13 protein-coding genes are annotated in these 20,873 nt (G+C 47.0%); 11 read left to right on the forward strand and 2 right to left on the reverse strand.

The genetic code is table 11. The annotated features are described in order from the left end of the window. The first annotated feature begins 14 nt into the window (after window positions 1-14). The 3 genes from MKJ04_RS06150 to MKJ04_RS06160 are packed head-to-tail and all read left to right on the forward strand — an operon-like array spanning window position 15 to window position 3,241. Window positions 15-1,574: a response regulator gene (locus tag MKJ04_RS06150; protein WP_241640332.1), complete on the forward strand. Its 1,560-nt coding sequence runs from the start codon at window positions 15-17 to the stop codon at window positions 1,572-1,574. Further along, window positions 1,567-2,013 (forward strand): tRNA (adenosine(37)-N6)-threonylcarbamoyltransferase complex ATPase subunit type 1 TsaE, encoded by a 447-nt coding sequence (tsaE, locus tag MKJ04_RS06155; RefSeq protein WP_241640336.1) that lies wholly within the window; start codon window positions 1,567-1,569, stop codon window positions 2,011-2,013. The genes MKJ04_RS06150 and tsaE overlap by 8 nt, the downstream gene beginning before the upstream one ends. 1 nt (window position 2,014) lies before the next feature. Then, window positions 2,015-3,241 carry an alanine dehydrogenase gene (locus MKJ04_RS06160; protein ID WP_241640337.1) on the forward strand — a complete coding sequence of 409 codons (1,227 nt, stop codon included), beginning with the start codon at window positions 2,015-2,017 and terminating at the stop codon, window positions 3,239-3,241. A 134-nt stretch (window positions 3,242-3,375) separates the two neighbouring features. Here MKJ04_RS06160 and MKJ04_RS06165 read toward each other — a convergent pair whose 3' ends face one another. Further along, window positions 3,376-4,275: a flavin reductase family protein gene (locus MKJ04_RS06165; protein WP_241640338.1), complete on the reverse strand. Its 900-nt coding sequence runs from the start codon at window positions 4,273-4,275 to the stop codon at window positions 3,376-3,378. Between the two features lie 604 nt (window positions 4,276-4,879). Here MKJ04_RS06165 and MKJ04_RS06170 point away from each other — a divergent pair. The 7 genes from MKJ04_RS06170 (at window position 4,880) to MKJ04_RS06200 (ending at window position 14,185) form a co-directional block, all read left to right on the forward strand. Then, a complete protein-coding gene (locus MKJ04_RS06170) occupies window positions 4,880-5,659 on the forward strand; it encodes a polysaccharide biosynthesis/export family protein (protein ID WP_241640342.1) in 780 nt (259 codons plus the stop codon). A gap of 13 nt (window positions 5,660-5,672) precedes the next feature. Then, complete coding sequence (locus MKJ04_RS06175; protein ID WP_262918059.1) at window positions 5,673-8,009, forward strand: GumC family protein; 2,337 nt, start codon at window positions 5,673-5,675, stop codon at window positions 8,007-8,009. Between the two features lie 124 nt (window positions 8,010-8,133). After that, on the forward strand, window positions 8,134-9,594 hold the full coding sequence (locus MKJ04_RS06180) for a lipopolysaccharide biosynthesis protein (RefSeq protein ID WP_241640346.1): 1,461 nt from the start codon (window positions 8,134-8,136) through the stop codon (window positions 9,592-9,594). Between the two features lie 94 nt (window positions 9,595-9,688). Next, window positions 9,689-10,714, forward strand: coding sequence for a glycosyltransferase family 2 protein (locus MKJ04_RS06185; RefSeq protein ID WP_241640347.1), 1,026 nt, complete (start codon window positions 9,689-9,691; stop codon window positions 10,712-10,714). Window positions 10,715-10,835: 121 nt separating this feature from the next. Beyond that, window positions 10,836-11,732: a glycosyltransferase gene (locus MKJ04_RS06190; protein ID WP_241640349.1), complete on the forward strand. Its 897-nt coding sequence runs from the start codon at window positions 10,836-10,838 to the stop codon at window positions 11,730-11,732. A 17-nt stretch (window positions 11,733-11,749) separates the two neighbouring features. Next, window positions 11,750-12,892 (forward strand): glycosyltransferase family 4 protein, encoded by a 1,143-nt coding sequence (locus MKJ04_RS06195; RefSeq protein ID WP_241640351.1) that lies wholly within the window; start codon window positions 11,750-11,752, stop codon window positions 12,890-12,892. A 324-nt stretch (window positions 12,893-13,216) separates the two neighbouring features. Continuing rightward, window positions 13,217-14,185 carry an O-antigen ligase family protein gene (locus MKJ04_RS06200; RefSeq protein WP_241640357.1) on the forward strand — a complete coding sequence of 323 codons (969 nt, stop codon included), beginning with the start codon at window positions 13,217-13,219 and terminating at the stop codon, window positions 14,183-14,185. 586 nt (window positions 14,186-14,771) lie between these two features. Here the strand turns inward: MKJ04_RS06200 and MKJ04_RS06205 are convergent. Further along, on the reverse strand, window positions 14,772-17,105 hold the full coding sequence (locus tag MKJ04_RS06205; RefSeq protein WP_241640359.1) for a T9SS type A sorting domain-containing protein: 2,334 nt from the start codon (window positions 17,103-17,105) through the stop codon (window positions 14,772-14,774). A gap of 1,981 nt (window positions 17,106-19,086) precedes the next feature. On the opposite strand from MKJ04_RS06205, the gene MKJ04_RS06210 reads away from it, so the two are divergent. Next, window positions 19,087-20,873: Kelch repeat-containing protein (locus MKJ04_RS06210; protein WP_410896811.1), on the forward strand; the 1,787-nt coding region annotated here is incomplete at its 3' end.

The following is a 20,873-nucleotide window of genomic DNA, read 5'->3' on the forward strand; positions in this document are numbered from 1 at the left end:
CTAATTATAAAACTATGCAAAGATACGATATTTTATGGGCCGATGATGAGATAGATTTGCTCAAGCCGCACATCCTTTTCTTGGAGGACCGAGGCTACAACATCACGCCCGTAAACAGTGGCACCGACGCGATTGAGGTGTTTCAGGAGCGGACATTCGACCTGGTTTTTCTGGACGAGAACATGCCCGGCATCAGTGGCCTCGAAACACTGACCGAGCTAAAGAACATCCGGCCCACCGTTCCCGTGATCATGATCACGAAGAGCGAGGAAGAACACATTATGGAGGAGGCCATCGGCTCGCGCATCACCGATTACCTGATCAAGCCCCTGAACCCGAACCAGATTCTGCTGTCGGTGAAAAAGGTGCTGGACAACAAGCGGCTGGTTTCTGAAAAAACAAACATGAGCTACCAGCGCGATTTCCGGACGCTGGGGATGGCTTTTGGCGAGCGCCTGAGCCCGCAGGAATGGACGGACATCTACAAAAAGCTGGTATACTGGGAGCTGGAGATAGACGAGACGGAAAACAAGAGTATGGCCGACGTGATAAACATGCAAAAGGACGAGGCCAACTCCAACTTCGCCAAGTTTATCATGGAGAACTACGAAGACTGGATCAATGGTGATGAGGATGCTCCGCTCATGTCGCACCAGCTGTTCCGGGAGCGGGTGTTCCCGCTGATGAAAGAGTCGGACAAGCCCGTGTTCTTTCTGTTGATCGACAACCTGCGCTACGACCAGTGGAAGGTGCTGGAGCCGCTTATCTCGGAGTATTTCACCGTGGATCAGGAGGAGATGTTTTACTCCATACTGCCCACCACCACCGCCTATGCCCGTAACGCCATCTTCTCGGGCATGCTGCCTACCGAGATCGCCAAAAAATATCCCAACATGTGGGTGGGCGACGACGAGGATGAAGGCAAGAACCTGCACGAGGCCGACTTTCTGGATATACAATTCCAGCAGAACCGCATGACCGACAAGCACAGCTACCACAAAATAACAAACCCCGCTGCCGGCAAAGACCTGCTCGCCAAGTTCAACAACCTGGAGAACAACAAGCTGAACGTGATCGTCTATAACTTCGTGGACATGCTTTCGCACGCCCGGACAGACAGCAACATGGTGCGCGAACTGGCCCCCGACGAGTCGGCCTACCGTTCTATCACCAAATCGTGGTTCATGCACTCGCCTCTGTTTGAGACACTTAAGATGATTGCAGAGAAAAAAGGGCGCCTGATCATCACCACCGACCACGGCACCATTAGGGTGAAACGCCCCTTTAAAATCATCGGCGACCGCAACACCAACACCAATCTGCGCTACAAGCACGGTAAAAACCTGGGGTACACCGACAAGGACGTGTTTACGGTGCGCAAACCGGAACGATTTTTCTTGCCAAAGGCCAATGTTTCCACTACGTTTGTGTTCGCGATAGGGGACTACTTCTTTGCGTATCCGAACAACTATAATTACTACGTGAACTTCTACAAAGACACCTTCCAGCATGGGGGTATCTCACTGGAGGAAGTCATTATACCGTTTATCACGCTTTCTCCGAAGAATGGATAACACCGGAATACAAAGGGCACGCTTTAAGATGTCGTCGTTGGCTGATGTGCCAGCGGCGGCTTCTGTGCTTTTAGAGGCGGCCCACCAGGCGCAGATCGTGCTCTTTGAAGGGGAGATGGGCGCCGGCAAGACCACCCTGATCAAAGAGATTTGTTTGCAGCTGGGTGTGCGGGAGAATGTCAGCAGCCCTACCTTTGCGCTGGTGAATGAGTACGAGGCGGCTGAAGGGAACCTTATTTATCATTTTGATTTTTACAGGATACGAGAGGAGCGGGAGGCGCTGGACATCGGGGCCCCCGAGTATTTCGAGTCGGGCAGGCTGTGCCTGATCGAGTGGCCCTCGATGATCCCGAACTTGTTGCCCGAGCACTACCTGCTTGTGACGCTGCAGGCAGATGCCGAGAACCAGGCGCGTACCATGACCATAAACCAAGTATAGTATGACGGAGAAGTTAGCCGTGGATTTAGCGAAGTTAGCGACAAGCAGGGCCCTATACCCAAAAGAGTCGATGCTGGCATTAGAAGAGAGGCGCCGCAGCTTGTTTATCGGCATACCCAAAGAGTCGTCGTTTCAGGAGAACCGCATTGGCCTGACGCCTGACGCCGTAAAGCAGCTCACCGACCAGGGCCACCGCATCTGGGTGGAGGCGGGAGCCGGGAGTCCCTCCAAATACTCCGATCATGAGTACTCTGAGGCGGGAGCCAAAATCGTGTATACCACCCAGGAGATTTATGAGGCGAACATCATCCTCAAGATCGCGCCCCCAACCTATGATGAGGTCGAGTACCTGCGGGCGGGCCAGACGCTGATCTCGGCGCTGCAGTTCGGCAACCTGACGGCAGATTATATCAACGCCCTGCTCCAGAAAAAAATCAACGCGATATCCTTTGAGCTTATCCGGGACAAGTCGGATGCCAAGCCCGTGGTGCGTGCCATGAGCGAGATTGCAGGCAGCACGGTCATGCTGGTGGCAGCCGAGTACCTAAGCAGCAGCAGCGACGGCAAAGGCGTCATCCTGGGAGGTATAACCGGGGTGCCGCCCAGCAAGGTCGTGATCCTGGGGGCAGGCACGGTGGCCGAGCACGCCGCCCGCGCCGCCTTTGGCCTCGGGGCCGAGGTGAAAGTATTTGACAACCATATCTACAAGCTGCGCCGCCTGAAGCAGAACGTGGGCACGCAGCTGTTCACGTCTACGCTGGACAAGGCGGTGCTATACCATGAGATAAAGCAGGCCGACGTGGTGATTGGCGCTCTGGTGGCCGAGGAAGGGCAGATCACCTGCATGGTGGAAGAGAGCGTGATCGCGCAGATGAACCCGGGCTCAATCATCATTGATGTGTGCATCGACCAGGGGGGATGTTTCGAGACCTCGGAGGTCACGTCTCACTCCCGGCCGGTCTACCGCAAGTATGATGTCATCCATTATTGCGTTCCCAACATCCCGTCGCGGGTACCGCGCACGGCCTCGCAGGCGCTCAGCAATATCTTCACCCCCATTTTCACGGAGTTCTCCAAATACGGCGGCATCAACGAGGTGCTGTTCATGAACGAGCACTACCGGAGCGGGGTATACATCTACAAAGGGAGCCTTACGAGCAGCAGCATAGCCAAAAAGTTTGGGATGCGCTACAAGGAGCTCGGGCTGATGATTGCGGTGCGAAATTAGTTGCTAAACGCCAGCGACGTAACACCAGAGGGGTATAAACAGGGGCGCTCGCTTTAACGGGCGCTCCTGTTTATACCCCTCTGATGATTTATACCTCTATCTTGGGCCATCGATTCCGAGGCAGAGAGGAGGATTTATATATGATTCCGCAACAGCAGCACTTTCCAGGCCTCCTGCACCTGGTTGTCTTCCAATAGCTTTTTCCCCAGTTTTTCCAGTTCCATATGCAACAGTTCCGGGTCGTTCTGGTGCTTAGTCAGGGTATATCCCACCAAAGGGTCTGTTTTGAAGGCAACTACCTCCTGGGTGTCGGGCATTTTTTCGGTGTTGCCGAGGCGCGCCAGGTTGTTGCCGGTGAGGATGCTGCTTTGCCGTATGAAATCTGGCAGTTGATCCACGCCCATTCCTTTGCCGCGGATGGGCTTTGGCAGCTTAAAAAGCGACTCTTTGCTGGCACGCAGGTAATAGTCGCCGCCCATACGGGCGACAGCGTCTAGTTTAAAGGGATCCACTTTGCCGTGCTCGTCCAGGATATGCTCGCTCACATGCATCAGCAAAACCTCGCAAAGCACCAGGTTGCCTGCCCCGCCCTCTGTGCCGAGCTTTATCACGTCGGTTACCTTGCACTCGAAGGCGGCGGGGGCCTCCTGTACGCGGGGCGGAGCAACGCGTGCAGAACGCACCGGGGTAAGCCCCGATTTGATGAACTCGTTTATACCCTGATCATACTCCGTGCTGGCCAGCGACATCTGCTCTACCATCGGGTAATTGCCAATGTTGATCACAACCTCCTTTGTGGCCAGAATATTCTGCAGCGTATGTTTACTGCTGTTGTCGCGCATGCGGCTCAGCGGAGAAAAAATAAGTACCGGGGGATTGGCGCTGAACAGGTTGAAGAAGCTGAAAGGGCTCAGGTTCACGTTTCCCGCGTCGTCTACGGTACTGGCAAAGGCAATGGGCCGGGGCGCGACAACGCCAGACATCAGCGCATATAGCTCGGATGCCTGTTCCTGCTGTGGATCTATGGTTTTCATGGTTCGAGACGCTACAAAGTTTCTGTTCGGTGACGGACAATTGGGTTACTAAATACGGGTAAAGATATAAAAACAAAGAAAGGAAGCACCACGGTTGGCCATACCCGTCAAAAATGCAGAAGAGCCTTTGTGTCAAACACACTGACAGTCAGCGGTGATTAGGAAGGAAGTGCCTGATAACAGAGGGTATAGGGATGGCCGGAGATCAAGTTTGCACGCTTCCCTAATTGAGAAGACAACCCTCTAGTGCATATTTGAGTAACAAGCGTTGCAACATAAATTACCAGTTTTAACGTTAGGAGTATTTGTATAAGAAATATGCACAAAACAATTGACCTGAAAACGTAATGATAAGGCTAACAACTGGTGCCGCATAATTAAATCTTGCTAAGGTTTCTGTATACCTGGTTTTAAATCAATAACTTGCGTTTTGAAAAATTAACACAGTAAATTAAATTAATCTGACATATATACTTTTTGTAATGTATTCCGTAAGATAGGGGAGTCTCAAGGAATTTGTTAAAAAAATAATTTAAAAAACACTATTAAAGCACAAGATACCTATAGATAAAATTATCTTCAGGGCTGTCTTATAAACCATCGCATGAAAAAGAATTTATTCTACCTACTATCCCTTTTCACCCTGTTTTCTTGCAACAATAGGAACCTGGCTTACTTTAGTGACCTTCCAGAGGCTACGGTTTACAAAGAGAACATCACCAACGCCTCAGAACCTTCCATCCAATCCAATGACATACTGGGCATAACCGTCAGCAGTTCCAATGCTGAATCGAATGTGCTCTTCAACACGGCGGGAGGCAAATCCGTTGGTCAGGCCCTGGCCGGTAGTATGACTTACGACCAAAACACCGGGGACGCAGGTTATCTGGTGGACCCGAACGGCTACATCGACTTTCCGGTACTCGGCAGGATCAAGCTGGGCGGGCTGACCAAGCAGGAGGCCAAAGCCAAAATGATCGGGGAACTCAACAAGTATGTAAAAGACCCCGCCGTCAACATCAGGTTCCTGAACTTCAGGGTAACTGTTATCGGCGAGGTAAAGAACCCCTCCACGTTTACCATACCCTCCGAGAAAATCAACGTACTGGAAGCCCTCGGCCTGGCCGGCGACATGACTCCTTACGGAAAGCGGGACAATGTGCTGCTCATCAGAGAGGAGAAAGGGGAGCGGAGCCTGACGCGCATTAACCTCAACTCAAAAGAAGTGCTGAACTCTCCTAACTTTTACCTGCATCAGAACGATGTAGTGTATGTGGAGCCAAACAGCAACAAGGCGGCGCAGGCTACAAACAACACCCGATACCTCACGCTCGCTCTGACCATCATTTCGGCAACTAGCCTTATCATTTACAGATTATTTTAATTTCTTAGTGGGCATGGACAATAGAGATATATCCTCATTCGAGTCAGATCAGGTTGACCTCAAAGGTATCTTATCCAGATACTTGAAATACTGGTATGTGTTTGCCATCACCATCGCGCTGTGCGTGGCAGGGGCCTATGTATACCTGCTTTACGCAACTCCGCAGTACTACATTAGCAGCACCATGATGCTGAAAAGCGAGAAGAGCGATCCGAGCTCTTTCGACCTGACAGGCTTTACCGGGCTGGATGTGCTGCAGACAAACAAGCATGTGGAAGATGAAATCCAGGTGCTGAAGGCAAACAGCATTATGGAGCGCACGCTTGAGGAACTCTCTTTGTACACTACTTATTTTGTAGAGGACGAGGTGAAGCTGGTGGAGATTTACGGCGAGGACCTTCCGGTTCGGGTGATGGTGAGCAAGCTGGAGGAAAGCGCGTACAGTAACCCGGTAACCATACATGTGAAGAACCCAAGCAGCTATGAGTTGGAAGATGCTGACGGGAGCCTAACCACGCATAAGTTCGGGCAGGAGGTGAAGCGGCCATACGGCACGTTTACGGTGATTATGGGAGCGGCCGCGTCCAACCCCGACGCGCCAAAAGACATCCAGGTGAAGTTCAACAACCTGGTAAACCTGGCCATTGTCTATAGCGGAAGCTTGGAAATTGGCCCGGTGAACAAAGAGGCCAGCGTGCTTCGGATTTCGCTGGTGGATCCTGTTCCGGAGAAAGGAAAGGACATCATCAACAAGCTGATTGAAGTGTACAACAAGGAGGATGAGGAAGAGAAAAACCTGATCGCCTCCAATGCCATAGAGTTTATAGACGAGCGCCTGAAGCTGCTGACAGCCGAGCTGACTGATGTCGAGAAAAATGTAGAGAAGTACAAGCAGAAAAATGAGGTGACTGACATCGGCACGCAGGCGCAGATGTACCTCGAAAAAGCAAACGATTACAACCGCCAGATCAGCAACTGGGATATTCAGATTGATGTGCTCCAGTCGATTGAGAAGTACCTGAGCAACAAGCAGACTCAGGACGAGCTGGTGCCCAGTACCCTTAACATCCAGGACGCGACCTTGCTAGGCCTTATTGCCAAGTTTAACGAGCTGCAGCTGGAGCGGCAACGCATGCTGCGCACCACGCAGCCCGGAAACCCGATTGTGCAGGGTATGAACGATCAGCTGGCAAACCTGCGGGTGAATATCCTGGAGAACCTTCGGAATATAAAGAATAGTCTGGTTATTACCCGCAACCAGCTCCAGTCTAACTACGCGCAGTTTGAGTCGCGGGTACAAAAAGTGCCCTCAATTGAGCGCGACCTTTTGGAGATTAACCGCCAGCAAGGCACCAAAGAGCAGTTATACCTCTACCTGCTGCAAAAGCGTGAGGAATCAGCCTTATCATTAGTGGCTACCGTGTCTAACTCGCGGGTTATCGACGCGGCCACTGCCGATAAGCACCCAGTGCTGCCTAAAACAAATCTGGTGTATGTATTGGCCGTGCTGCTTGGCTTGGGCCTTCCCTTTGCCGGTATTTACCTGAAAGATGCCCTCAACGATAAAATCCAGGAGCTCCGGGATGTCGAGTATGCCACCTCCACGCCGGTGCTTGGCGAAATCACTTACAAGAAAACGCGCAGCGCCCTTGTAGTGACGCAGGATAGCAGAACCACCGTAGCCGAGCAGTTCCGCCAGATCCGGGCCAACCTGCAGTTCGCCTTTATTGGCAAAGAGAACAAAGTAATCCTCGTGACGTCAAGCATGAGTGGGGAGGGCAAGTCGTTCTTCAGCCTCAACCTTGGCGCAAGCTTGGTGCTTACCGGCAAACGGGTGGTGGTTCTGGGCTTCGACTTAAGAAAGCCTACCTTAACGCAGAAGCTGGACCTGCCAAACGATGAGGGCATCACCAATTACCTGGTGTCTGATTCCGTTACCATGGGCGATATTATCAAGCCATCGGGCGTCATGCAGGACCTTTTTGTAATCGGCTCCGGGCCAACCCCGCTCAACCCGGCGGAGCTGATGCTGCTGCCTAAAGTGGGCAAGCTCATCGGGGAACTGAAGGAGGCGTTTGATCATATAATAATTGATACCTCACCCGTAGGCCAGGTAGCGGATGCCCTTGCCCTGGCACCGTACATCAATTCCAGTATCTATCTGGTAAAGAACAATTACACCTACAAAAAACAGATAAAGATCGTCGACGACATCTATAAGAACCAGAAGTTCAAGCATGCGATGATTGTGGTGAATGGGGCAAAGATAGAAGCTGGGTATGGGTATGGGTATGGGTATAAGGAAACAGCATCGCCCAAGCGAACCCGCAGCCCTAAAGTTGAGGTATAAATCTTACGCTTTAGCACTGGGCCAGTCTGATAAACCGCTGGTAATCGGACTGGCACAGTGCTATTTGTGAATGCAGGTGCCTCACTGCGGATTTCATTAAAATATTTACTGCCATTTAATACTAATGGGACTTCAAAATACGAAAGGGAAGATAGTTATTGGCGTTTTTTGGAACGTGCTGCAATTGGTGGTGAATAAAACCTTCTCTTTTGCTATAAAGCTTGTTTTGGCAAAACTCCTGTTCCCTGAGCAGTTCGGCTTGGTAGGTATGGCGGCCGTTTTTACAAGCTTTGTGCAGGTTTTCAACGAGTTGGGCATTGGGGCCGCCCTGGTGCAACGCAGAGAAGAGAACCTGCGCGAGGCCCATTTCCATACCGCTTTTTGGACAGGGGTTGTATGGTCGGTAGGCATATTTCTGCTCATCGCGTTTGTGGTTGCCCCTTTGGCGGCGCGGTTCTACAATGAGCCCATGTTACGCAGTCTTATTCCCGTCCTGAGTATTGGCGTGTTATCCAGCCCGATTAACCTGGTGCACAAAGCCCAACTCACCAAGCAGATGGATTTTAAGAAGCTAGCTTTTATCGGGAATGCCTCCACGATTTTCTCAGGTGTAGTAGCCCTGTTTCTTGCATACCAGGGCGCGGGTGTCTGGTCATTGGTGTTCAATTCCGTGGCTTCATTCCTCATTGCCATGCCGCTTTACTTCAGGGCGACAAAGTGGGTGCCAAAGCTGATATGGGAAAAAGAGGCTTTTAACGACATTTTTGGCTTCGGCATATATACCACCGGTACAAGCGTGCTGAACAATGTGCTGGCAAACTTAGACTATCTGCTCATCGGAAAGCTCCTTAGCGCCAGTGCGCTGGGTATCTATACCTTCGCTTTTGTACTCACCGACACATTCAGGAACCAATTCACGGTGATGATGAACAAAGTGATGTATCCTGTATATGGCAAGCATCAGGACGATCCAGCGCTGTTGAAGAAATATTATCTCAAGGTAGTTACCTACAATAGTTTGGTTATTTACCCATTCATGGTGCTGTTAATAACACTAGGGGAGCCGCTTATCCTGAATTTTTTTGGCAGTAAGTGGCAGGAATCTATAGTGCCCATGAAGATTTTAGCCCTTTCAGTTATGATCCATATGCTTGTCAGCGGGCATTCATCCCTGTTAAGAGGGCAAGGTATGCCAAAACTGGAAATGAAATTACAATTTTTTAAGGCAATCTTTTTGTATGTCCCGCTAATCACTTTGGGGGTGTATAGCTACGGGATCGTTGGCGTGGCGTGGGCTTGCGTTGCTTATAAAGTGCTTGAAGTGATCTTAATACAGTATTACCTGAAAAAAGTAGTAGGAATTTTTCCTAGAGACCTTATCACACACATAAAAGCGCCGCTAATAGCCAGTATTGTGTCCTTTGGAATCACCTTTCTGCTTTATCGTGAGGGAGTTCATTACGCCGTCTGTGCTGTCGTCATGATACTATCCTACGGAGGGGTCGTTGCCCTGTTAATGCACTCAGAACTGATGCTTCAGTTTAAGGAGTTGAAAAGCGGAAGAGCAAAAAAGCAGGTAGCATAGGTCGTATACCCTGCCTCTATGTGATTATTTGGTTGAACAAACATGTAGTTGGTTTTCCTTTTAAAAAGCGGATACCTTCAACGACATATCTAAAGTGAACTTCGTGAAAAACAGGATGACAGAAGAGCAAAACGACAAAGCGCCCTTGGTTTCAGTTGTTATCCCTTGCTATAACTGCGAGGAGTTTATCCAGAAGGCCGTGACAAGTGCGCTGGAGCAAACGTACGCAAACATCGAGCTCATCCTCGTCGACAACAACTCTACTGATGGCACTTCTGCCATTTTGAAGCGCCTTGAGCAAGAGCACTCAGGCAAAATACACAGTTACGCTGAGGTAGTGAACGGAGCCTGCGCAGCACGCAACCATGGCCTATACAAAGCTGCGGGCGATTGGATTCAGTTTTTAGATGCCGACGACGAACTGTTGCCCGACAAGGTTGAGGGCCAGCTGCAAATCGCTTTGGCCGCCAAAACTGATGTTGTGGTCAGTGATTATTGCAAAGTTGGCGCGAAGCAAAAATCAGCGTCACCTAAAAAAGTTGTGGTAGAGGATGATCCGTGGTTAGGGCTTATCAACTCCGCGCTCGGCGTGACCAGCGCCCTTCTATGGAGAAAAGAGAACCTGCTTGCGGTAAACGGCTGGGACGCTACGCTAAGCTCTTCGCAGGAGTATGATCTTCTGTTCCGGTTATTAACACAGGGTGCCAAGGTAAGTATTGACCATCGCGCCAGAACGATCATATATGGTCGGCCGGAATCGGTGTCACGGACTGGAAGCGCAGATAAGCTACAGCAGGTGCTCTTGAACAGGTATGACCTGCGGCGCAGAATATATGATTTCCTGAGCGAAAAAGAGATGCTGCAGCCAGTTTATAAAAAACAGCTTGACGCCTACCTGTACTACCACTTGCTGCTGATCAGTGAAATGAATATGCCCTACTTTAAGGAGCAGGTGAAAAGCAATGAGTTCGGGGATATTGGAATTGTGGACAAATTGAAGGTCTTTTCAGAGTTTATCAGGCACAGCTCTAAACGCAAATACGGGTACTCCAACAAGCTTCTCAAACTGGCGGAGTGGCAGTACTTCTTTTGCAAGAATTTATACCTTCTGAGATTTTAGTCTTTCAGAAATTTTAGGAAATCAGGCGCTTAGCGAAGGCTCAAGCACAAAGCAGTTTTTATATCAGCATTAGGAAAAACTGATGTTCAGCTAGTTTTAATTACAAATCAAATTCAACTCTATGACCTACCAGCCATTTGTTTCAGTTATCATACCAACTTATCATGATTGGGCGAGGTTGTCTCTCTGTATTAACGCACTAAACAACCAGACATACCCAAACGATAAGTACGAGGTGATCATGATCAACAACGATCCTCGTGATGAGGCGCCGGCGGGGTACACCCTGCCAGCTAACTTTAAGCTGATAAGTGAAGGCAAGCCCGGTTCGTATGCCGCCAGAAACGCTGGGCTGGCCTTGGCTAAAGGGGAACTGATAGGCTTTACAGATTCCGATTGTATCCCGCACCCTACATGGATCGAGAACGCAGTAAGCATGTTCGGAACCGGTGAGGTTGACAGAATCGCTGGAAAAATTGAGCTGATCTACAAGGATGTCAATGACAAAACCTGGGTCGAGTTATACGAAAGTATTTATAGTTTCAACCAAAAGAAGGCCGTGGCAGTGCTTAAGGCATCTGTTACGGCAAACCTGTTTAGTAGAAAGGCGCTGTTTGACAAAGTGGGCGGGTTCGACGCCTCAAAAAAATCCGGCGAGGATATCGGCTGGAACAGGAGAGCGAACGCGGCGGGGTTTAACCTGGTATATGGTGATAAAGTGGTTATTAACCACCCGGCCAGAAGCACTTTCAAAGAGTTCAGAAACCAGAAACTCAGGGAGTTTGGGGGTAAAAAAGAGTTTAAGCTCAACTCATTAAAAGGAATTGTAAAGAATGCCTTGTTTATACCCTACCTCTTTTACAACCTCGTTATTTCAAAAACAATTGTCCTCTTCTCGCAGGTAAAGCAATTATCTGTGCTGGAAAAGGTTAAAGTGGCCGGAGTGCATCTTTATTTATACCTTATTATTGTACCAGAATTTATTAGATTACTTTTCGGAGGCGAAAGAGTAAGATAAAACCTAAGCAAAAAAGCATGAGAATTTTAAAGGTTCTATTTAGCAGTGACAAAGGGGGCGTGCTAGCCTACGAAATCCAATTTATCCAGGAGTTTAAGAAAAGAGGGATACAGGTGGATGCCGTTATTATTGGAGAAGAAGCGCAGGGGGAGGAGTATAAGAAGATCTGTGATAGATGTTACACCGTCCCAAATCTCGACGCACAGTTTATTGGATCCCCAGTCCACATCATGAACTCTTTGGTAAAGGCATACTCTTTTGGCGCTAAATACTCGAAGTATCTGATCAACAACAGTATAGACCCGAAAGCGAAGTATGACGCTGTGTTTTACTGCAGGCCTAATGTAATCCACCTGGCCGGGCTGCTGGCGAGGCATTTTAACTGCATAGGGCTATGGCACTTACCAAACACTGTTACACGAAAATTAGCAAGAAGCTATTATAAATACTTCTGTGAGAAATATAATATCGTGTCTGTAGGCAACAGCGCCTACACACAGGCTACACTAGGCCCCCAGTGCAAACACGTGGTATATATGGGGTATGACGAAGACCGGGTGCAACCCAGTGCGGAAAACTTCCGGTCGGAGTTGGGTATCGCGGAGGGCGCGCCGGTATATGGCATTGCGGCACGGTTGCACAAGGCTAAAGCCCAGGATATAGTGGTAGAAGCCTTCGTAAACTCCGACATTCCTGCTAAAGGTGGGCACTTGATAGTAGCTGGTGGCCCGCTGAATTCTGAATTTGCAAAGAAAGTCCAGCTCTCAGCGAAGGACCTTGCCGGAAAGCAGGTTCACTTTTTAGGAAATGTGTCTGAGCTCCCCAAATTTTACTCCACTTTAGATGTTGCCGTGAATGGCCGGAGGAATGTGGAGCCTTTTGGCATCAGTGTGGCAGAGGCCCTTGGCGCTGGGAGGCCCGTAGTTGCGTATTATCTGGGCGGGCCCTCCGAGATGATCCAACATGGTGAAAACGGCTGGTTGGTAAAGACCCCAACAGTTGAGGACTTTAGAGCTACCTTCAACGAGTCGATAGGGGACATGCCTAAGTGGCGCAAAATGAGTGCCAGTGCTAGAGCGTGCGCGCATACGTATAGTGTGAAGGAAAACACTGACCGGCTTCTGGATATTGTGGCCAGGCAAGAGATCCTGACTCATTAACGTGGCCACTCATAATACAGAAGCGCATATATGTTAGTAAGTAAATTCAAAGTCTATACAGTAGCTTTTTTTACAGCAGCCTTCTTTTCTTATTCAGGTTATTACGTGTTGCTAATGCTCGTCAGTAACTTGATTGGATTGAGTTATTCGCAGTTTTTTACAATCCCGGTGCGAATACTGATTATGCTGCTGCTTTTTTTGTGCTTCATGCTGATCGGGGGGAGGAAGCAGGTCAATAGGCCAGTACTCTTCTCTTTTATACTATTTTCCGGACTATACATATACAGAATAGCCGCGGAGACTTTGGAAGGCGTTCAAAACCACATGAGCACAGGGACTTTCCTTTTATATTTCTTGTCGTTCTGTTTCCTGCCCTTTATCTTTTTGCTGTGCAAGAAGGAGTTGCCAGCCGACATCAAATTTTTCAAGTGGGCAATTCTTCTGTCAGGGTTGCTCTTAGCCTTGATGTCCTTTTTCTTCTACAAAGACATTATTGGAACGGTTGGCCGGATCTCCTTAGCGATATCCAAAGACGAAAACTATATATCCCCGCTTGCGTTGTCCTATTCCGGCTCGCTTACAATGGGGGTGGCCCTCTTGCTGCTTTTCACAGGTAAAAACTCTAAGTTCGATAAATTGGTGCTTATCGGCATTGCCGGTGTTTCCTGCATTCCCTTCTTCTTAGGCGCCTCGCGCGGGTCTGTGTTGGCCCTTGCCGTTCCCTTTGTGATGTTTATCTTCTTCCAGAAGAGCAAGCTGACAAGCATTTACTTATTAATTGTCTTTATTTTGCTTTCCGCGGGGGTTGTTGCCCTAAGCGAGCAATTCGGCAGTGCTGTAATCGACAGGTTTGTGGGTATTGAGGCGGATGTGGACTCCGGGAGTTCTTCTGCCTCCCGAATTAACATTTGGGACTATGCACTCAATCATTTTTTTGACAACCCATTATTCGGGAAGTATCTGGAGGTGCCTGAGACCAACTTTCATCCTCACAACATATTTATAGAGGTGCTTATGGCGACAGGTATTTTTGGGTTTATACCTTTCCTGTATCTGATTGGCAAAACGATGCAGTATACGCTGTATATTTTCAAGCACAAACCTGAAGTTGCCTGGGTGTCCGTTATTTTCCTGCAGAGCCTAATTCATTATAGCTTCAGTGGGGCGATTTATGGCGCCAGCTGGATGTGGTTTTCAATGGCAATTATCTTGTCCATGAACCTTAAGCCCACTCCACGTCAGCATGCTGATTTGCAGATACCAAATCACAGGCCTTCGAAAGCTGTTGTATAGTATGGCCTGTACGGCTTTGATGGCCTAGATATACGGATCAGCTTGGTTTTGCCTAGCGTCTCGGCATATTAGGTTTGGGCTGCTTTTGTTCTCATACCCTATAAAGCAATCACCTACTGAGTGTACCTAAACGACCAGATAGCAGCGTCTGCCCAAAGTCATTTGGCTGCTTAATATGTAACAACCAGCGGCCTTAGGCCTGTAATAATATTGACTGTATCCCATAATCAGTCAAGCCTTTTGCAGTCGAGCGTGTTCGTACAGTTGTGATAAAAATCACCTGCCTGATTCCTTCGGAAATTCACCTTATACCGAGCAGACGATCTTCACTTCTAAACTGGAGCGGTAAAACGGAGATGATCCATTACTATTGGTATGAATTCAGATATATCCCGAAAGTTCTTTCCCTGTAACCTATTTACAAATGAATACCATTAGCAATCGATGGGCGGTACGCAAATCTGTTTGATAATGCGAGCACAAGAAAGTGCCATAAAAAGGGAAGCCGACTTTATAAGTCGGCTTCCCTTTTTATGGCACTTTAAAAAACGTTGCCTTATGGTGTTACCCGATAAGTGCTGTTTAACTATTCTTTAATGATGCGCTGTGAGCTACGGCCTTTTGGTGTTACTACCTCCAGTATGTAAAGGCCCTGCTTCAAGTTGTTGATATCTACTACTGTCTTTATACCTTCAGCGGCCGCCTTTTCAGCTTGTGTTAATACGACCTGACCATTGAAGTCATAGATTTTTATAGACACATCTCCTTCGCCAGTTTCAGTTGCCTCGATGTTGAAGAAAGATGTTGCCGGGTTTGGATAAGCAGTAACTCCATCCACGGAGCTAAAAGAAGAAGAAGCTTCGGATGCTGCAGTAGCCTTGCTTAAAGAAGATGCAGTAAGGCTGTTAGACACAGTAAAGTTGATGCTATACGTTGTGCCGGCTGTACCAGATGCGCGTGATTCAGAGTACGGAGTCGCTTTCAGGGTATAACTTCCGGTTGCTGGAGTCCAGGCATAATAATCTCCTTTGGTATCATCCGCAAAAAGTGCATATGGAGCGATACCTTCTACCGCTGTTTTGCTTTGAGCACCACTAAGCACCATTTTCACACTTGCCATTTTCACAGATCCATTATTAAACCTGATGTTTAGGTTTTTGGTAGGCAAAGTAGCCAGGTTAAGGTTAGCTCCGCTGGCTAGCGTAATGATATCAGTGTCTGTGTCAGCGTTTATTAGGGTGAAGCTCTCGCCATTTGCCCCAATCGAAGCAGCCGCACTGCTGCTAACCACCACAAAGTTAACGGTATAGGATGTTCCGGCAGTTCCAGAGCCCTTAGAGCCAGAGTAAGGTGTCACTTTCAGCGTGTAAGTGCCAGTAGCCGGCACCCAGGCGCCATTGTCACCCATCAGGTCATATGGTGCCGATGACTCAACTGCAGATTTGGTTGCAGTGCCTGACAGGGCAAATTTAACGCTGCCCACGTTTGATATATTGGCGCGGATGTTAAGGTTTTTGGTAGCTAGTTTGCCTAGGTCAATCGTTGCTCCGTCGTTCAATGCGATCATCTCTGTTTTAGTATCGGCATTGTATACAGACAATGAGATCCCGGATGGGCTAGGCGCGGTAGAGGTTGATTTAGACGTTACGTTAAAATTAACGGTAAGCGCAGTGCCGGCAGTTCCGCTACCATTTGATTCGGTGTAAGGCGTAGCTTTCAAGGTGTAGCTTCCTTCAGCGGGTGTCCAGGAACCGCTGCCACCCAAAAAGTCGTAAGGTGCCCCTGACTCTGTGTTAGACTTGCTGGAAGCTCCGCTAAGTGAGAACACTACGCTACCCACGGTTGCTGGGTTTGTGTTTGCTCTGATATTGATGTTTTTAGACGGCAGAGTAGAAAGGTCAAGTGTTGCGCCACTTTCAATAGTTTTGATGTCTTGCTTCGTATCTGCGTTGAACAGCGTATAGCTCACTACTTGCTGCGTTGATGGTGCCGGGGTGGTAACTTTTCCTTCGTTGAGCACATCTTTAATGTGCTGCGCATAGTTCACAAGCATCGCATCGTAAGTTGCCTCATTGTAAACTTTCCCTTTCAGGTGTCCGTTGATGCCCTCGATGTTATCCAGTCTTCCAGATACGTTGTCCCACCAGAAGGCTCCGCTTGCTTTGTAGCCGTCGTAAGAGAAAGTAGAGATTAGTTTTACGTAAGAAGCAAGCACCTCTTTCTGCATGATCTCACGACCATAGTTCTTGTCGTTGAAGTGGATTCTGTGCCAGAAAACAGGCAACACTGGTTTGTTAAGCCTCTTACCGTATTTCAACGCTGATGTCAGGTTTTCACGGATGTAGCGAAGGTTACGTTCGTGTCCAACTGACTCATCGGCGTAAAGGTTATAAACAGAAGGGCTGAGGAAATCTACCTTCGATAAAATTTTGTCATATTTCCCATCAGGGTTGTAGTTCTCAAACTGCCATGTGTTCCAGGTACGGAAGGTAATGCCATACATCGTAACCTTAACATTTGGCCTATAAGCCTTAACTGTGTTTATCAGCAGGAGCATCTTTGCTTCAGCAGACTTGAATCGGCTATCTGTAGCAGGGTAGTTCCGAAGGTCAGAATAAGGATCCTCCTCCCAGTCAAGCACTAGCCATCCGCTGCTGCTTGAGCTTGGGTAGTACTTATCAAGGAATCCTTTGACTTTAGAGGTGTTGATCTCAGTGTACTCCGGATAGTCAGCAAAAGATGATGCTGTCATTACCTGCACATTGTCACGTGTGTACCCACTACTTTTAAAGTAGTCTTCCAATGTGTTACCATTGAAGCGGGTCTCAATCATATAAATATTGAAATTGGGTGCCACCTGTGCATAAGAATGAATGGAGAAAGCAAGGCAAGCAAAGAGAAAGAATAAAATTTTCTTCATGACTGGTAAATAATTGTTGTTTTTGAGGATTTTCTTAAACTATATAGATTTTTGTCGAGAGTTAGTGGCTGTCACAGGGACTGCTCTCTTTGATGTGCCAATCTTTCCGATCAGCATTGCAAATATACTGGCCGTGGTAGCCCAGATGCTGGCAGACGGCTAAAGAAACATCCTCGGCTAAAAGTTGATTTCTCATAAACGTTCAATAGTTAAATTTTATAAACCTGTTTCGAATCAAAACTATGCAAAAAAACGTAGTTCCAAACAACACTTGCTAAATTCTTTAAAAGTTTATATAACCTAATTGAATTCTATAAAAAAAATACATTTAAGATATTGCACTTAATGGCTGTATGAAAAAATATAGTCTCAGGAATAGTAATTGAGAATAAAATAGTGTGATAAGTTTTGAGTTGCTGAAATATTTGGTATCCAGTAAATTGAAGCGTTTTGTCTTCAGGTTTGGGTACCTAGATCAGTTTAAGGGGGGATTGGGATACATTAAAATCTTTGCACTAGTTTTTTGGAGATTCTTAGAAGTAGCTGTTTAGTATTCAAGAAAGCGTATTCTTGATATTTTTTACTAAAAAACAGAAATAGCCAGGCGAATCAAGCTGAAAAAAACTTAGTAAAACCTTATTTAGCTAAATATTGCAAATAAATAAAATAGCTCATTAATTCAATTTGCATTTTAAAATATTGTTCAATCTTAATTCTGCAATGTTTAAATTAAAAAATGTGTCTCTCGCAAAGCACCATAAGTAACTTGCATTTACTGTTTTATTGGTTTGGCCCTATAAGTAGTTAATCTATAGTATATGTTGCTTCCGAGAGGATTTGTTATAGTATAGAACATCGTGTGATTTTCAAAGAAATACCCTTGCTCATGAATCCATCTACAGATAGAGTTGAGAAAGAAGGAATAGCTACACTGTTCATAAATACTCTTTTCGATTCTGAGGTAAAGCCCTATGGTTTGTATTTCAAGATTCAATCGACTCTAAGACCCAATATGACATAATCATACCAGTTCTGTAACCTTTTTTAAATGTATTGATAGTCAGTTAATTAAGATGTATTTTAGTTTTCTTAAATTGTATGAATCACACTTTGGTGTAGAAATATTCCACACTTTGTAGAGCTTTTACACTGTTTGCATACCCACTTTTTAGTATTTGTCCCAATCTAATGGTTTACTCATGTTTATTTTCAGGATCTGGGGATAGATAAGCAGACCTAAAAAATGTCTTCAGATGTACTTCACAAAATAGAGCAGATGTGTTGAATCATACCTGGCCAAGGAGTGCGCTACCCTAACTAAGCGGGTGTTGTTTGAAACAGTTAAGTGACTTTTAATGATCGAGTCCTTTGAAAGGTGGCACTGTGATAGAGAGGCAGGGATTTAAGTTAATCGCCAAACAAAACTACATAAAATATCACCTTACATAAGTATTGCTGGGAATGAAGCGGAAAGGATTCGGCGTGTTGAAATTTGGAAAGTAAAGTTAGCAGGAAACCCTTTTTGCAAATAATAAGCATATATTTTAAAGATAATGTGCCAAAGTTTGATATTGTAATATGTTGATTATTTGCGTTTTGTGACTTGAGCGAATAAGGAGTAAATAACAAGAGCTGAAAAGTGTAATTTATTTTAATAATCTATGAAACAATTGGCTTTATAAACGTATATGAGGTTTTCGTCGTTCAAGGAGTATATATCTTACGGTCTTTTAGAAGTATAAAAGCGCGATTACAAAAGGCTTTTATAGGCTTCTTTGGGTATATCTATATATTATTTAATGTATATATAGTTTCAAAGGTTCCTGTTCCGATAAGCGGATTGCATTGAACACTACATGTAGTTTCAATGCCTTTGACATTAGAAAAGAGAGGTTAGCGCTTGGCCAAAACTTAATTCATGACCTTTTTATACTGATTGTAACAGAAATTTGAGTCTCATAACAATGTAGTAGCCTACTCAATGGAAAAAAAATTTACACGCGCATCTAGTTTTGCAACAGCGTTTTCTGCTCTGGAAAAGTTTCTACTCCTATTGGTGTGTGGGCTCCTTTCTGGTTTTTATGCATCCTCATCCGGGCTCCCATTAAATTCCGAACCGGGTAACAGACATAAGTATGCCCATGTTGTGCCGGTCAAAAATGACCTGGCCTTGCATCAATCGGTTTTATTTAATGCAGATGCTACTACCAGAAATCCTGATATCAGAAATGTATCCGCTAGCGGGCCTTTGAACGCTGTTGGCATGCCCAGCCATAATTCTGCCACTAATTTTGGAGACAAACAGGTTCTTTATAATCAAATCGCAAGTAAGCTTGCGGCTGCATCTTTTACAGATATTGATTGGACATACGCTGCCCGGCAGCCTTATACTGTCACTGAGTCGCAAGGCAAAGTAGTGAACGGGAAACTCTATACCTTCGGCGGGTTTGATAGCCAAAAGTCAACCTTCACTCCAACAAGCCGCGCCTATTCTTATGACCCAATAGCGAATAATTGGACGGCTATTGCACCCATGCCCCCGATGAACGGGACTAACTATGGTGGCGTAACGCACGCAGGTTTTGCCACAGATGGTACGGACATATACTTTGCAGGTGGGTATACGTCTAACTCTTCAGGAACAGGGCAGATTTTTGGAACGAAAGAAGTATGGAAATACATCGTGTCAGAAAACAGGTATGAACGATTGCCTGATCTGCCCATCGTGGTTTCGGGAGGGCAATTAGAGTTTTTAGACGGCGGACTTCATCATATTGGAGGCACCAATGCTTCCCGCACGGCAGACCTCGGAAACCACTATGTGTTACAACTGAATAATTTAACTGGCGGTTGGAAGACGCTGGAACCGCTTCCTATGCCCCGTCACCACGCTGGATCAGCCGTGTATCAGAACAAGATATACTTTATCGGTGGACAAATGGGGCACGACAGCAAGTTAGTAACCTCTAAGCTTGTGCATCGATATGACCCGGTGATAAAAGAGTGGCAACAAATGGCAGAACTGCCCGTGCCTTCAGGGGCGAACGGAAGGGGTCATATTTCCTCTGCCGCAATTGTGGTTGGTGAGCGAATTCTGGTGCTAGGTGGTGAAACAGTGCATGTTACTGGTGTGACAAATATGGTTTCGGCTTATACACCTGCTACCAATTCCTGGGAAAACCTTACGCCTTTGCCACGGGGGCGCTACTCGGGGGTTGCAGCGTATCTCAATAGTAAAATCTATTACACAGGAGGGTCAAATTCGAGTATCACGTATAAAGGTACCCCAACCAACACATCCACTCCACAGCAGTTAACCAGTTTCACGCTCACAAACGCAGACACCAAAGAGGATATTCAGACTCTAAGTGATGGTGCCGTCCTGAATCTGGCGACGCTCCCTACAAAGAACCTGAATATTAGGGCCAACACAAATCCATCCATTGTAGGGAGTGTGGTCTTTGACTTGAGCGGAGCCGAGGTAAAGAACGTTACCGAGTCTATGGCTACGTATGATCTGATGGGGGATGACGGTGCCTGGACACCATCTGTTGGTAAGTATACCCTTAAGGGAACACCTTATACAAGTTCAGGGGGTGGCGGTACCGTCGGCCAATCCTTGACGGTGTCTTTTTCGGTAATAGAGCAAAATACAAACCCGGATCCTGGGCAACCATTGATTTTGAATATACAGGCGAGCAGCGGCAAGAGCTACGTTCTGGCTGACCTTGCCGTGGGGGTTGCCCATTACACGGACCGGGCCTACAC

Origin of the sequence: Pontibacter sp. E15-1, from assembly GCF_022601975.1 — a bacterium.
Lineage (GTDB): Bacteria > Bacteroidota > Bacteroidia > Cytophagales > Hymenobacteraceae > Pontibacter.

What these genes read in the sequence shown, in the direction of transcription:
- MKJ04_RS06180 (WP_241640346.1), top strand. Translation starts at nt 8,134, where the DNA reads ATGGGACTTCAAAATACGAAAGGGAAGATAGTTATTGGCGTTTTTTGG.
- MKJ04_RS06200 (WP_241640357.1), top strand. Translation starts at nt 13,217, where the DNA reads ATGAGCACAGGGACTTTCCTTTTATATTTCTTGTCGTTCTGTTTCCTG.
- MKJ04_RS06195 (WP_241640351.1), top strand. Translation starts at nt 11,750, where the DNA reads ATGAGAATTTTAAAGGTTCTATTTAGCAGTGACAAAGGGGGCGTGCTA.
- MKJ04_RS06160 (WP_241640337.1), top strand. Translation starts at nt 2,015, where the DNA reads ATGACGGAGAAGTTAGCCGTGGATTTAGCGAAGTTAGCGACAAGCAGG.
- MKJ04_RS06190 (WP_241640349.1), top strand. Translation starts at nt 10,836, where the DNA reads ATGACCTACCAGCCATTTGTTTCAGTTATCATACCAACTTATCATGAT.
- MKJ04_RS06165 (WP_241640338.1), bottom strand. Translation starts at nt 4,275, where the DNA reads ATGAAAACCATAGATCCACAGCAGGAACAGGCATCCGAGCTATATGCG.
- MKJ04_RS06170 (WP_241640342.1), top strand. Translation starts at nt 4,880, where the DNA reads ATGAAAAAGAATTTATTCTACCTACTATCCCTTTTCACCCTGTTTTCT.
- tsaE (WP_241640336.1), top strand. Translation starts at nt 1,567, where the DNA reads ATGGATAACACCGGAATACAAAGGGCACGCTTTAAGATGTCGTCGTTG.
- MKJ04_RS06175 (WP_262918059.1), top strand. Translation starts at nt 5,673, where the DNA reads ATGGACAATAGAGATATATCCTCATTCGAGTCAGATCAGGTTGACCTC.
- MKJ04_RS06150 (WP_241640332.1), top strand. Translation starts at nt 15, where the DNA reads ATGCAAAGATACGATATTTTATGGGCCGATGATGAGATAGATTTGCTC.
- MKJ04_RS06205 (WP_241640359.1), bottom strand. Translation starts at nt 17,105, where the DNA reads ATGAAGAAAATTTTATTCTTTCTCTTTGCTTGCCTTGCTTTCTCCATT.